The organism is Mangrovibrevibacter kandeliae (genome assembly GCF_024519155.1).
GTDB lineage: Bacteria > Pseudomonadota > Alphaproteobacteria > Rhizobiales > Rhizobiaceae > Mangrovibrevibacter > Mangrovibrevibacter kandeliae.
In genome coordinates this window covers 162,344-175,411 of sequence record NZ_JANIFJ010000005.1, presented here as the reverse complement: position 1 = coordinate 175,411, position 13,068 = coordinate 162,344, and the positions used below count along the sequence as shown (strand labels likewise).

The 13,068-nt window shown below is 68.1% G+C and carries 11 protein-coding genes; 8 read left to right on the top strand and 3 right to left on the bottom strand.

The features are described from left to right. The first annotated feature begins 40 nt into the window (after window positions 1-40). The 8 genes from ytfR to NPA30_RS14390 all read left to right on the top strand — a co-directional run bounded on the left by ytfR (window position 41) and on the right by NPA30_RS14390 (window position 6,958). A complete protein-coding gene (gene ytfR / locus NPA30_RS14425) occupies window positions 41-1,558 on the top strand; it encodes a galactofuranose ABC transporter, ATP-binding protein YtfR (RefSeq protein ID WP_256803436.1) in 1,518 nt (505 codons plus the stop codon). Then, window positions 1,555-2,583 (top strand): ABC transporter permease, encoded by a 1,029-nt coding sequence (locus NPA30_RS14420; RefSeq protein ID WP_256803435.1) that lies wholly within the window; start codon window positions 1,555-1,557, stop codon window positions 2,581-2,583. Before ytfR ends, NPA30_RS14420 begins: the two co-directional genes overlap by 4 nt. Further along, a complete protein-coding gene (yjfF, locus tag NPA30_RS14415) occupies window positions 2,583-3,566 on the top strand; it encodes a galactofuranose ABC transporter, permease protein YjfF (protein WP_256803609.1) in 984 nt (327 codons plus the stop codon). The genes NPA30_RS14420 and yjfF overlap by 1 nt, the downstream gene beginning before the upstream one ends. Next, window positions 3,566-4,333 carry a FadR/GntR family transcriptional regulator gene (locus tag NPA30_RS14410; protein WP_256803434.1) on the top strand — a complete coding sequence of 256 codons (768 nt, stop codon included), beginning with the start codon at window positions 3,566-3,568 and terminating at the stop codon, window positions 4,331-4,333. Before yjfF ends, NPA30_RS14410 begins: the two co-directional genes overlap by 1 nt. 433 nt (window positions 4,334-4,766) lie before the next feature. Beyond that, window positions 4,767-5,543, top strand: a complete 777-nt coding sequence (gene minC / locus NPA30_RS14405; protein ID WP_256803433.1) for a septum site-determining protein MinC — start codon at window positions 4,767-4,769, stop codon at window positions 5,541-5,543. A 26-nt stretch (window positions 5,544-5,569) separates the two neighbouring features. Next, window positions 5,570-6,385 (top strand): septum site-determining protein MinD, encoded by an 816-nt coding sequence (gene minD / locus NPA30_RS14400; protein ID WP_256803432.1) that lies wholly within the window; start codon window positions 5,570-5,572, stop codon window positions 6,383-6,385. 2 nt (window positions 6,386-6,387) lie between these two features. Continuing rightward, window positions 6,388-6,645 (top strand): cell division topological specificity factor MinE, encoded by a 258-nt coding sequence (gene minE / locus NPA30_RS14395; RefSeq protein WP_256803431.1) that lies wholly within the window; start codon window positions 6,388-6,390, stop codon window positions 6,643-6,645. Window positions 6,646-6,733: 88 nt separating this feature from the next. Then, a complete protein-coding gene (locus tag NPA30_RS14390) occupies window positions 6,734-6,958 on the top strand; it encodes a hypothetical protein (protein WP_256803430.1) in 225 nt (74 codons plus the stop codon). 27 nt (window positions 6,959-6,985) lie between these two features. On the opposite strand, the gene NPA30_RS14385 is transcribed toward NPA30_RS14390, so the two are convergent. The 3 genes from NPA30_RS14385 to NPA30_RS14375 form a co-directional block, all read right to left on the bottom strand. Continuing rightward, window positions 6,986-8,605: an alpha-amylase family protein gene (locus NPA30_RS14385; protein WP_256803429.1), complete on the bottom strand. Its 1,620-nt coding sequence runs from the start codon at window positions 8,603-8,605 to the stop codon at window positions 6,986-6,988. 107 nt (window positions 8,606-8,712) lie between these two features. After that, complete coding sequence (locus tag NPA30_RS14380; protein ID WP_256803428.1) at window positions 8,713-9,870, bottom strand: efflux RND transporter periplasmic adaptor subunit; 1,158 nt, start codon at window positions 9,868-9,870, stop codon at window positions 8,713-8,715. Between the two features lie 15 nt (window positions 9,871-9,885). After that, on the bottom strand, window positions 9,886-13,047 hold the full coding sequence (locus NPA30_RS14375) for an efflux RND transporter permease subunit (protein WP_256803427.1): 3,162 nt from the start codon (window positions 13,045-13,047) through the stop codon (window positions 9,886-9,888). Window positions 13,048-13,068: the final 21 nt, after the last annotated feature.

Genomic DNA, 13,068 nt, shown 5'->3' with positions numbered 1-13,068 from the left:
GCCCGCCGGCCGCGGTGCCTCCGGTGTACGGGTCTTCGACATGGCAAGTGATGTGGTGCGGCTGCGCGTCCAGGGCGCGAGCAAGAGCTTCCTCGGCATCAGGGCACTCGACCGGGTGGACTTCTCGCTGCGGGCCGGCGAGGTGCATGCCCTGCTCGGCGAGAACGGCGCCGGCAAGTCGACGCTGATCAAGGTGATCACCGGCGCCTATCGGCGCGACGGCGGCGAAATCCTGCTCGATGGCGCGGCGATCGACCCGCAGGGCGTGACCGACGCGCAGGCGCTCGGCATCGGCACCGTCTACCAGGAGGTCAACCTCCTGCCGAACCTGTCGGTCGCCGAGAACCTCTTCATCGGCCGCGAGCCGACCCGTTTCGGCCTCACGCGCACCGGCGAGATGCGCCGGCGGGCGCGGGCGCTGCTCGGCCAGTACGGCCTGGCGATCGATGTCGGCGCGCCGCTGTCGAGCTTCTCCGTCGCCGTGCAGCAGATCGTCGCGATTGCCCGCGCGGTCGACCTCTCCGGCAAGGTGCTGATCCTCGACGAGCCGACCGCCAGCCTCGACGCGCACGAGGTCGACACGCTGTTCGAGGTGGTGCTGCAGCTGAAGGCGAGGGGCCTCGGCATCGTCTTCATCACCCACTTCCTCGATCAGGTCTTCCGCATCGCCGACAGTGTCACCGTGCTGCGCAACGGCCGGCTGGTCGGCAGCCGGCCCGTCGCAGGCCTCGAGCGCATCGAACTCGTCTCGATGATGCTCGGCCGCGAACTGCAGGACGAGGAGCGGGCCCGCTCGGGCGGGGCCACGCCCGAGGGCGCGGCGGCGATCCGCTTCACCGGCTATGGCAAGCGCGGCAGCGTCGCACCCTTCGATCTGTCGGTGCGCAGGGGCGAGGTCGTCGGCATGGCGGGTCTCTTGGGGTCCGGCCGCACCGAGACGGCGCGGCTCATCTTCGGGATCGACACTTCGGACGGCGGGCAGGCCGAGATCGACGGCACACCGGTGACGCTCGGCTCCCCGGCGCAGGCGATCGCGCATGGCTTCGGCTTCTGCCCTGAGGACCGCAAGGTCGACGGCATCGTCGGCGACCTGTCGGTGCGCGAGAACATCGTGCTTGCGCTGCAGGCCCGTCGCGGCTGGGCACGGCCGCTGCCGCGCCGGGCGCAGGACGAACTGGCCGCCCGCTACATCGAGGCGTTGGACATCCGCACGTCGGACGCCGAGAAGCCGATCAAGTTCCTGTCCGGCGGCAACCAGCAGAAGGCGCTGCTCGCCCGCTGGCTCGCCACCGATCCGCGCTTCCTGATCCTCGACGAGCCGACGCGCGGCATCGACGTCGGTGCCCATGCCGAGATCATCCGGCTGATCGAGCGGCTCTGCGCCGACGGCATGTCGCTCCTGGTGATCTCGTCGGAGCTGGAGGAACTGGTGGTCTATGCCTCGCGCGTCGTCGTCCTCAGCGACCGGGCGCACGTCGCCGAACTGACCGGCGAGGCGGTGACGCCGAGCGGCATCATGCAGGCGATCGCCGCGCACGAGAAGGCGGCTGCGGCATGAGCGTCGCCTTGAAGGGGCTCCGGCGGCTCGCGCCGCAGCTCGTGACCCTGGCGGTGGTGCTCGCCCTGATCGGCTTCGCCTTTCCCGGCTTCTTCCAGCTGAACTGGCAGAACGGGCGGCTCTACGGCAGCCTCGTCGACGTCCTCAACCGCGGTGCGCCCGTGGCGCTTCTCGCGATCGGCATGACGCTGGTGATCGCGACCAAAGGCATCGATCTTTCGGTCGGCGCGGTGATGGCGATCACCGGCGCGGTGGCCGCGAGCCTCATCACCAGCGACATGCCGCTCGCCGTCACGCTCGCACTGACGCTTCTCGTCGGCCTCGCCTGCGGCCTGTGGAACGGCGCGCTCGTCGCCTTCCTTGACATCCAGCCGATCATCGCGACGCTGATCCTGATGGTCGCCGGACGGGGCATCGCGCAGCTGATCACCGAGGGCGTGATCCTCACCTTCAACGATGCCGGGCTGATCTTCTTCGGCAGCGGCTCCGTCCTCGGCCTGCCGATGCCGGTGGTGCTGTGGCTTCTGTTCGGCGTCCTCGTCGCGCTCCTGGTGCGGCGGACCGCGCTGGGGCTGCTGATCGAGGCGATCGGCGTCAACCGTCGAGCAAGCATGCTGTCGGGCGTGCGCACCCGCTTCCTGCTCCTCACCGTCTACGCCACCTCCGGGCTCTGCGCTGCGGTCGCCGGCACGGTGGCTGCCGCCGACATTCGCGGCGCCGACGCCAACAACGCCGGCCTCTGGCTGGAACTCGATGCGATCCTCGCCGTCGTCCTCGGCGGCACGTCGCTCCTCGGCGGGCGGTTCTCGATCGCCGGCTCGCTGATCGGCGCGATGATCATCCAGGCGATCAACACCGGCATCCTGCTCTCGGGCTTCCCGCCGGAGTTCAACCTGATCATCAAGGCCGCGATCATCGTCGTCATCCTGGTGGTGCAGTCGCCGGCGAGCCAGAGCCTCTTCGTCTATCTTCGCCCTGAACGCCGCGACGCGACACCGGTGACGCGCGAAAGGCCGGCACGATGATCCGCGCGAAATACCTGCCGCTGATGACGACGCTGGTCGTCTTCGTCCTCGCCTATGCGATCTGCATCGCACAGTTCCCGGCGATGTGGTCGACGCGTGTCGTGGCCAACCTCCTGACCGACAATGCCTTTCTCGGGATCGCGGCGGTCGGCATGACCTTCGTCATCCTGTCCGGTGGCATCGACCTGTCGATCGGCTCGGTGATCGGTTTCACCGGTGTGTTCCTCGCCGTCGTCATCGAGCGCGCCGGCATCCATCCGGCCGTCGCCTTCGTCCTGGCGCTGGTGATCGCCACCGGTTTCGGCGGGGTGATGGGCGCGATCATCCACTATCTGAAGATGCCGGCCTTCATCGTGACGCTCGCCGGCATGTTCTTCGCCCGCGGCATGGCCTTCGTGCTGTCGACCGACTCGGTGCCGATCAGCCATCCCTTCTATGGCGAGCTGCAGTCGCTCTATTTCAAGCTTCCCGGCGGCGGTCGCCTGCGCCTCATCGGGCTCGTGATGCTGCTGGTGGTGCTCATCGGCACGATCGTCGCGCAGCGCACGCGCTTCGGCACCAATGTCTATGCCCTCGGCGGCAACCTCCAGTCGGCCGAGCTCATGGGCGTGCCCGTCGCCCGCACGACGATCGGCATCTACGCCCTGTCCGGCTTCCTCGCCGGCCTCGCCGGCATCGTCTTCTCGCTCTACACCTCCGCCGGCTACTCGCTCGCGGCCGTCGGCGTCGAACTTGACGCGATCGCCGCCGTGGTGATCGGCGGAACGCTCCTGACCGGCGGCGCCGGCTTCGTCGCCGGCACGCTGATCGGCGTCCTGATCCAGGGCCTGATCCAGACCTACATCGTCTTCGACGGCAGCCTCTCGAGCTGGTGGACCAAGATCGTCATCGGCCTCCTGCTCTTTGCCTTCATCGCCCTGCAGCGCGCCATCCTCTGGCTGTCCGAGCACCGGGCGGGGGCGCTGCGCACCCGGCCCGCCTGATGGGCCTCCTCCAGGCCGCGATCGCCGGCTCGGCGGCACGCAGCAGCCACGCTCATGTCGTCGGCGCGCTGGGTAGCGCCATCGTCGGCGGCGAGATCGCCGAAGGGGCCCTGCTGCCGAGCGACGACGCACTGACCGGACGTTTCAGCGTCTCGCGCACGGTGCTGCGGGAAGCGATGAAGACGCTGGCGGCCAAGGGGCTGGTGCGGGCGAAGGCGAAGGTCGGCACGCGCGTCCTCGACCGGGCTCACTGGAACATGTTCGACGCCGACATCCTGCACTGGCGGGTGGAGGCCGGGCTCGACGAGAACTTCCTCCTCGACCTCGCCACCACGCGCGCGGCCATCGAGCCGGCGGCGGCCGCTCTCGCCGCCCGCCGTGCGACGCCCGCCGACATCGCCCGGCTCTACGCCATCGCCGACCGGCTCGGCGATCTGAATCACGACCGGGTCAGCATCGCCAATGTCGATCTCGAGTTTCACCTCGCGATCGCGGCGATGTCGAAGAACCCCTTCATGCAGTCGATCAGCAGCCTGATCGAGGCGGCGCTGGCGATCTCGTTCAAGCTCAGCTCGCCGGCCGACGACGCGGAGAAGATCCGCGAGTGCGCGGTGAACCATCGACGCATCGTCGAGGCGATCGAGCGCGGCGACGAGGCGGCCACGCGCCAGGCGATGCTCGAGGTCATCGAAGTCGGCGTCGAGCGCACCCGCCGCGCCCTCCGCCAGGAGACACCCTGGCCCGAGCCGACGATGCAGCGGCGCTGAAGCCTGACTCATCGGCGGTGTACGTCGCGAGGCGGCCACGCAATTAGCGGGCGGCAGTGGCGCTCGCCGCAGCTAGAACTGCGCCAGCGATTCGCGCCGGGGCGAGCCGGGGTCGTCGCCGTGCGTCACGGGTGAGACTTCCGCCCGTTCTCGCCGGTTCTCCGCCACGCCGCTGCCGGCATCGAGCGGCCGGTGCGGTATCGCTTCGTGAGGCTGAGCCGAATGATCTTCCATCCTTCGCGCCGCTTTGGAGCGGTGCTGGCGACAATACCGATGACTTTCAAGGCGTTGGCGCCGTCGTAAGGGCAGATCATCGCGCCGAGCACGTCTCTCGGCCGTTCGAATGGAAAGCTGCCTGCAAGCTTCGTGCGGTTAATTCCGTCTTAACACTCTCCGATTCAGAGACCGCGCCGGACACCGAACGTTAACCGTCATGACCGAATCGTTAAAATCCCCGACACCCATCCGACTGCGCGGTCGCTCCTTCCTTGCGATCGTCCTGTCCCCCGAGCTGCCCTTCTCGAACTGGCTCGCCGGGCTCGACGATCTTGCGCGCCGCTCGACCGGTTTCTTCCTCGGCCGTCCGATCGTCCTCGACGTCGCGGGGCTCGACCTCTCGCGCGAGGCGCTTGAAGGGCTGATCGAAGAGCTGCAGGCGCGCAATGTGCGGATCATGGGCATCGAGGGCGCGCGCGCCTCGCTGCTCGGTCCGGGCATGCCGCCGGAGATGCGCGGCGGCCGGCCGGCCGGCGACATCGAGCCGGCGGAGGATCAGGCTCCCACCGAGGCCGCGGCGAAACCACCTGCGGCCGCGCCTGCCGCCGTTGCGGCCGCGTCGCCAGCGTCGGTGCCGCAGGTTACGACCGTGGTGCCGCCATCCCCGGCCTCGCTCCTGATCGAAACGCCGGTCCGCTCCGGTCAGTCGATCGTATTTCCCGAAGGCGACGTCACCGTGCTCGGTTCGGTCGCCTCGGGTGCCGAGATCATCGCCGGCGGCTCGATCCACATCTACGGCGCGCTGCGCGGCCGGGTGATGGCGGGCTCGGTCGGCAATCCCGACGCGCGAATCTTCTGCCGCAAGCTCGAAGCCGAGCTTCTGGCGATCGACGGCCTCTACAAGATGGCCGACGACATGGACCCGCAGCTGCGGGGCCAGCCCGTGCAGGTCTGGCTCGACGGCGACGCGATCAAGGCAACCACCCTCAATTAAAAGCCATACGGAGAGGTATTTCGAGCATGTCTAAGGTCGTCGTGGTGACATCGGGCAAAGGCGGCGTCGGCAAGACGACGTCGACGGCCGCGCTCGGTGCCGCATTGGCCCAGACCGGGCAGAACGTCGTGGTCGTCGATTTCGACGTCGGCCTGCGCAACCTCGACCTCGTGATGGGCGCCGAGCGGCGCGTCGTCTACGACCTGATCAACGTCGTCCAGGGCGATGCCAAGCTTGCCCAGGCGCTGATCCGCGACAAGCGCCTCGAGACGCTGTCGCTGCTGCCCGCCTCGCAGACGCGGGACAAGGACAACCTGACCGCCGAGGGCGTGGCGAAGGTGATGGGCGAACTGCGCAAGAAGTTCGACTGGATCATCTGCGACAGCCCGGCCGGTATCGAGCGCGGCGCGACGCTTGCCATGCGCCACGCCGACGTCGCGGTCGTGGTGACCAATCCCGAGGTCTCCTCGGTGCGCGATTCGGACCGCATCATCGGCCTTCTCGATTCCAAGACCGAGATCGCCGAGCGCGGCGGCACGATGGAGAAGCACCTGCTCCTGACCCGCTACGACCCCAACCGCGCCGACCGCGGCGACATGCTGAAGGTCGACGACGTGCTCGAGATCCTGTCGATCCCGCTGATCGGCATCATCCCGGAGAGCATGGAGGTGCTGCGGGCTTCCAACCTCGGCACGCCGGTCACCCTGTCGGACGCCTCCTGTGCGCCGGCCAAGGCCTATAGCGACGCCGCCCGCCGTCTGATGGGCGAGACCATTCCGATGGCCGTTCCGACCGACCGGAAGGGCCTGTTCGGCAAGCTGTTCGGCCGGAGGGCTGCGTAACGATGTTCGGCTTCTTCCAGAAAACGGCTTCCGCGCCCGCCGCGCGCGAGCGTCTGCAGGTGCTTCTCGCGCACGAGCGCGCCACGATGGGGCAGGGTGATCTCGTCGCCCTCCTGCGCGAGGAGATCCTCGAGGTGATCGCCAAGCACGTGCCGGTCGAGCGCGACAAGGTGCGGGTCAAGATGGACCGGAGCGCGTCCATGTCGACGCTCGAAGTCGACATCGAGCTGCGCGGCATCGCGATCGCCGGCCGCGCCTGACGGCCGACTAAAGACCAACTTCGACGAGCCGCCGGGGCCTCCCGGCGGCTCGTTTCGTTTCGGCCCGCCCGCCGGCTATAGTGCGGCGATGAGTGCCCTGATCCTGCCATCGGCCATCGTCCCGGCTGACTATCCGCAGCTGTCAAAGCTCGTCTGGAGTCGCGATCCGGCGCGTCCGATCACGTCGGAAGAGGCGTTCCGGCTTTATGAGGCGAACTGGCGGCACGTGGACGACGGGCAACTGACGCCAGCCGAATCTGCGCTGATCCACGCGTTGGCGAAGGCTCACGGCAACGGCCGGCTGCTGGTTTGACGTCCGAGCTGGCCGTTCGGCCCGACCTCACCCCGTGACCCGCATCCAGTCGAAGCCGTAGGCGCCGAGGCGCATCACGCAGCGTGCGCCGTCCTCGGCGAAATCGGTCTCCTGGCCGATCAGGTGGCGCACCTTGTCCGGCTCGACGACGCCGGTGAGATCGACCGTCGCCGGGTGCTCCGACAGGTTGTGCAGCGTCACAACCTCGCCGCCGCGCCAGCGGCAGCGCAGGCCGACGACGCTCGGCGCCTCGAGGTCGAGCACCTCGTAGTCGCCCCAGCCGATCTCGCGGCAGGCGCGGCGGATGCGGATGAGGTGCTCGACGGTGGTCAGCAATGCGCCGTCGACCATGCGCTGGCTTTCGGCATTGACGTGCAGCGGCGCATAGGGGCCGTTCGCCGGCGGCAGGCGCACGAGGTCGGTCCGGGCGGCGCTCGAAAAACCCCCGCTCTCGCCCGCCGTCCACTGCATCGGGGTGCGCACGGCGTCCCGCTCCTTCAGCTCGAGATTGTCGCCCATGCCGATCTCGTCGCCGGACCAGATCACCGGCGTGCCCGGCAGCGCCAGCATCAGGGCAAAGGCGTTGGCGAGCCGGTTCCGGTCGCCGCCGAGCATCGGCGCCAGCCGCCGACGGATGCCGCGATCGTAGAGCTGCATCGATTTTTCAGGACCGAACGCGGCGAACACCTCCTGCCGCTCCTCGTCGTTCAGCCGGCCGAGATCGATCTCGTCGTGATTGCGCAGGAAGGTCGCCCATTGCCCGACATGGGCGATGTCTGGCAGGCTCTTCAGCATGCTTTTGACCGGTTCGGCCTCCCGCCGCGCCAGCGACAGGAACAGCCGCTGGTTCAGGGGGAAGTTGAAGATGAGGTTCATCCGGTCGCCGCTGCCGAAATAGTCGTCGGCCTCGTCCATCGGGATGTTCGCCTCGGCGAGCAGGATCGCCTCCGCCTTCCGCCAAGCGAGGAACTGGCGCATCTCCGAGAGGTAGCGATGCGGATCGCGCGAGCCATCCGCCTCGGTGAGGCCCTCGATCAGGAACGGCACGGCGTCGATCCGGAAGCCGGAGACCCCGAGCGCGAGCCAGAAGCCCATGATCCGCTCGATCTCCTCACGCACCGCCGGGTTGTCGATGTTGAGGTCGGCTTGGTGCTTGTAGAACCGGTGGAAGTAGTACTCGCCCCGCTTGGCGTCGCGCGTCCAGGTCGTTTTCTGCACGCCGGGGAAGACGATGCCGCTCTCGGCGTCGGCCGGCTTGTCCTTCGACCAGACGTACCAGTCCTTGTATTTCGGGTCCCCCGCACGGCTCGCCTGGAACCAGGGATGGTCGATGGAGGTGTGGTTGACGACGAGGTCGACGATGACCCGCAGCCCGCGATCCTGCGCCGCCTGCATGAACTCCACGAAGTCGCCGAGCGTGCCGTAGCGCGGATCGACATTGTAGTAGTCGGTGATGTCGTAGCCGTTGTCGCGGTTCGGCGAGGGGTAGAACGGCAGCAGCCAGATGCAGGTCGCGCCCAGCGCCTCGATGTGGTCGAGACTGTCGGCAAGGCCGCGGAAGTCGCCGACCCCGTCGCCATCGGAGTCGCGGAAGGAGTCGACGTCGAGGCAGTAGAGGACGGCGTTCTTGTACCAGAGATTCAACATCGCGCGCTCCGCCGGCTGAAGGGTCCGGTGGCGGAGATAGGGCGCAGCGCCGCCCGCGGGACCGCGGAGCGGCGGTTTCGTCAGGCGGCAAGCCTGCGCCGCGACGCCTACTTCGACGCGACGGAGGCCGGCAGCGGCTGGACCGGCATCCCGACGCCGATCTTCTGGAGGTTGCCGGTGATGATCTGGTCGCTCTCCTCGACGCCGGTCGCGGCAACGAGTTCACCCTCGGCGGTGCCGAGCTGGATGTCCTTGCGCTGGACCGTGCCGTCCTTGCCCACGACATAGACGAACTTGCCGAGCTGGCTCGAGCCGACCGCGGCCTGCGGCACCATCAGCACGTCCGGCTCGTCCTTCACCTTCAGCCGGGCCCGCACGTACTGGCCGGGCAGGAGCGACAGGTCGGCATTCTCGATCGTCGCGCGGGCGGTGATGGTGCCGGTCTGCGGGTCGATCGCGTTGTCGATGAAGGTCAGTTCGCCGGCATAGGTCGTCTTGCCGTCGCCCGGCAGGCTGACCTCCACCGAAACCGTGCCGGCGGCGCGCGCGGCGGCGATTTCACCCAGATCGCGCTCGCTCGGATTGAAGGTGACGTAGATCGGGCTGAGCTGCACGAGCGTGTTGAGCGTGCCGCCGCTCGCGGCGATCAGCGTGCCGACCGGCGCCTGGTTGCGGCCGAGGCGACCGTCGAAGGGCGCGCGGATCTCGGTGTAGCTGAGGTTCAGCTCGGCCGCCTGCTCGGCGGCACGGCTGACCGCGAGCGCCGATTCCGATTGGCGCCGGGTGCTCTCGCGCTCGTCGAAGGTGTCCTTGGCGAGCGAGCCCGACTTGACGAGCGAGGTGGAGCGCTCGGCCGTCGCCTTGGCGTATTCGGCGGCCGCCTCGTCGCGTGCGACGGCAGCCTTGGTCTGGTCGAGCGCGGCCTGGTAGTCGCGCGGGTCGAGGCGATAGAGGAGATCCCCCGCCTTCACGTCCGAGCCGTCCGGGAACAGCTGCTCGACGACGAAGCCGCCGACCTTGGCCTGCAGCGCCACGGACTTCACCGCCTCGGTGCGGGCGGAGTAGTCCAGGAAGAGCGGGATCGTCTTCTTGACCACCCCGGCGGTCGGAACGGGCATGGCCTGCGGCGCCTGTCCGCCCTGCTGCGGCGCATCACCGGTGGCCGCGACAGTCTCCTCGCCGCCCTGGTGGCGCCAGAACATATCCGCGGCGACCGCCAGCACGAGCACGACCACCGTCGCGAGGATGAGCTTCAGGATCTTCATGACGAACTCCGGATCTTATTCGGCCGGTGCGGGATGGGCGTGCGTCGCCTCGTCCGCGCCTGGGGTCGGCCGTGCTGCCTCGTTCCGCTCGCGCCAGCCCTCGATGGTGGCGTAGAAGACCGGGACGAAGAGCAGGGTGAGGACGGTGGCGGCCAGCATGCCGCCGAACACGGTGGTGCCGATCGACTGCCGGCTCGCCGCGCCGGCGCCCGTCGCCTGCATCAGCGGCACGACGCCGAGGATGAAGGCGAAGGCCGTCATCAGGATCGGGCGCAGGCGCAGCCGGGCTGCGTCCTTGGCGGCCTCGACGATCGACAGGCCTTCGGCGCGCCGCCGCTTGGCGAACTCCACGATCAGGATGGCGTTCTTGGCGGCAAGGCCGATCAGCATGACGAAGCCGATCTGCGAGTAGACGTCGATCTGCATCCCGCGCAGGAACAGCGCGCTCACCGCACCGAAGAGGGCAAGCGGCACGGCGAGAAGCACCATGAACGGCATCGACCAGCTCTCGTACTGCGCGGCGAGGATCAGGAACACAAAGAGGATCGCGAGCGCGAAGATGATACTGGCGAGGGAGCCCGCCTTCAGCTCCTGATAGGTGATGCCGGTCCACTCGTAGCTGTAGTCGCGGGGCAGGGCGGTCGCCGCCGCGCGCTGCATCGCCGCCACCGCGTCGGCGGACGAGAAGCCGGGCGCGGCCGAGCCGTTGATCAGTGCCGACGCGTAGTTGTTGTAGTGCGGCACCGTCTCTGGACCGACGATCGGCTGCAGCGTTCCGAGCGTCGACAGCGGCACCATCCCGCCTTCGGCGTTCCGCACATAGATGCGCGAGAGGTCGGAAGCCATCGCGCGGGCGTTCTGTTCGGCCTGCAGGGTGACGCGGAAGGTGCGGCCGAACAGGTTGAAGTCGTTCACGTAGAGCGACCCGAAGAAGATCTGCAGCGTGTTGAACACGTCCGGCAGATCGAGGCCGAGGAGCTTCGTCTTGGTCCGGTCGAGATCGAAGTTGAACTGCGGCGTCGAGGTCGAAAAGGACGAGAACAGCGCCTGCGGATTGAGCTCCGGCTGCTTGCGCGCCTCCCCCAGCAGCGCCTGCACCGCCTCGCTCAGCGCCGCGGGACCGCGGCCGGCGAGATCCTCCACCTGGAACTCGAAACCGCCGGTCGCGCCGAGACCGGGGATCGACGGCGGATCGAAGGAGAGAACGATCGCCTCGGGGATGCCGAGCAGCTTGCCGCGGACGTCGCCGACGATCTTCGAGGCGTTTTCCTCGGGTCCGCGCTCCTCCCAGGGCTTCAGGATCGCGAACTCGACCGCCGAGTTCGACTGCGCTGCGTTGGTCAGGAAGTTGAGGCCGCTGATCGAGCCGACGATGTCGACGCCCGGCGTGCCCTCCAGCATGGTGCGGACCTTCGCCGCGACCGCGTCGGTGCGCTCCAGCGAGGCCCCGTCGGGAAGCTGGACCACGACGAAGAAGTAGCCCTGATCCTCGACCGGCAGGAATGTCGAGGGCAGCTTCTGCCAGACCCAGTAGGTCCCGCCGAGCGTCGCCACAAAAAGCAGAAGCAGCACCACGCGCCAACGGATCAGGCCGCCGACGAGGCTGGCATAGACGTGCGCCAGCCAGTCGAAGGTCGCGTTGAACCAGCGGAAGGCGAAGAACTGCGTCGCCGGCCGATGCTTCAGGAAGGCAGCGCTCAACGCCGGGCTGAGGGTCAGCGAGTTGAAGGCGGAGATGCCGACTGAGATCGCCACCGTGAGTGCGAATTGGTTGTAGAGGCTTCCCGCGACGCCGGGGATGAAGGCGACCGGAATGAACACCGCCATCAGAACCGCGGTCGTCGCGATGATCGGACCGGTCACCTCGCGCATGGCGCGGATCGTCGCCTCGAGCGGCGGATGCCCGTCCTCGAGCTGGCGTTCGACGTTTTCGACCACCACGATCGCGTCGTCGACGACGAGGCCGATCGCCAAGACCATGCCGAGCAGGCTCAGCATGTTCAGCGAAAAGCCCATCAACTCCATCACCACGAGCGTCGCGACGAGCGAAACCGGGATCGCGATCACCGGGATCAGCGTCGTGCGCCAGCTCTGGAGGAAGACGTAGACGACGAGCACGACGAGCACGAGGGCTTCGCCGAGCGTCACCAGGACGTCGTGCATGGAGGCCGACACGAAGCGGGTCGTGTCGTAGTGCATGGCGTATTCGACGCCCTTCGGGAAGCGCTCGGCGAGATCGTCCATCTTCGCCTTGACGTTCGCCTGAAGGTCCAGTGCGTTCGAGCCGGGCGCCTGGAAGACCGCCAGCACCACGGTCGGATCGTTGCCGAAGTAAGCGGTCGAGGCGTATTGCAGGGAGCCGAGTTCGATGCGCGCGACGTCGCGCAGCCGGATCGCCGAGCCGGCCTTCGGATCGGCGCGCACGATGATGTCGCCGAACTCGTCTGGATCGCTAAGGCGGCCGGCGGCGCTGATCTGCATCTCGAAGGGTGTGCCCGCGGGGGCCGGCGACTGGCCGATCTTGCCGGCCGCAACCTGGACGTTCTGCTCCGCGACGGCCTGCTGCACGTCGACCGCCGTGACGCCGAGATTGGCCATCCGGTCCGGATCGAGCCAGATGCGCATGGAATAGCGTCGCTCGCCGAAGATCTGCACGTCACCGACGCCTGGCACGCGCTTCAGCGGGTCGGCGACCTGGAGGAAGGCGTAGTTCGACAGCGCCACCGGATCGAGCGAGCCGTCCGGCGAGGTGAGGTTCACGATCAGCGCGAAGTTCGGGTTCTGCTTCTTGACCGTCACGCCGCTCTGGTTGACGATCGCGGGCAGCGCGGCCGCGGCCTGCGAGACGCGGTTCTGCACGTCCACCGCGGCGATGTCGATCGGGTACCCGACGTCGAAGGTGACGGTGATCGTCGCCGAGCCATCGTTCGAGCTGGTCGAGGACATGTAGGTCATGCCCTCGACGCCGTTGATCTGCTGCTCCAGCGGCGTCGTCACCGTGTTGGCGACGACCTGGGCGCTGGCGCCCGGATACTGGGCGCTCACCACCACCTGCGGCGGCGTGATGTCGGGAAACTGCGCGACCGGCAGCAGCACGTAGCAGATGGCGCCCGCCAGAACCATGACGATGGCGATGGCGGATGCAAAGATCGGCCGATGTGTGAAGAAGCTGACCATACCGGGTCCGATCAATCCCTA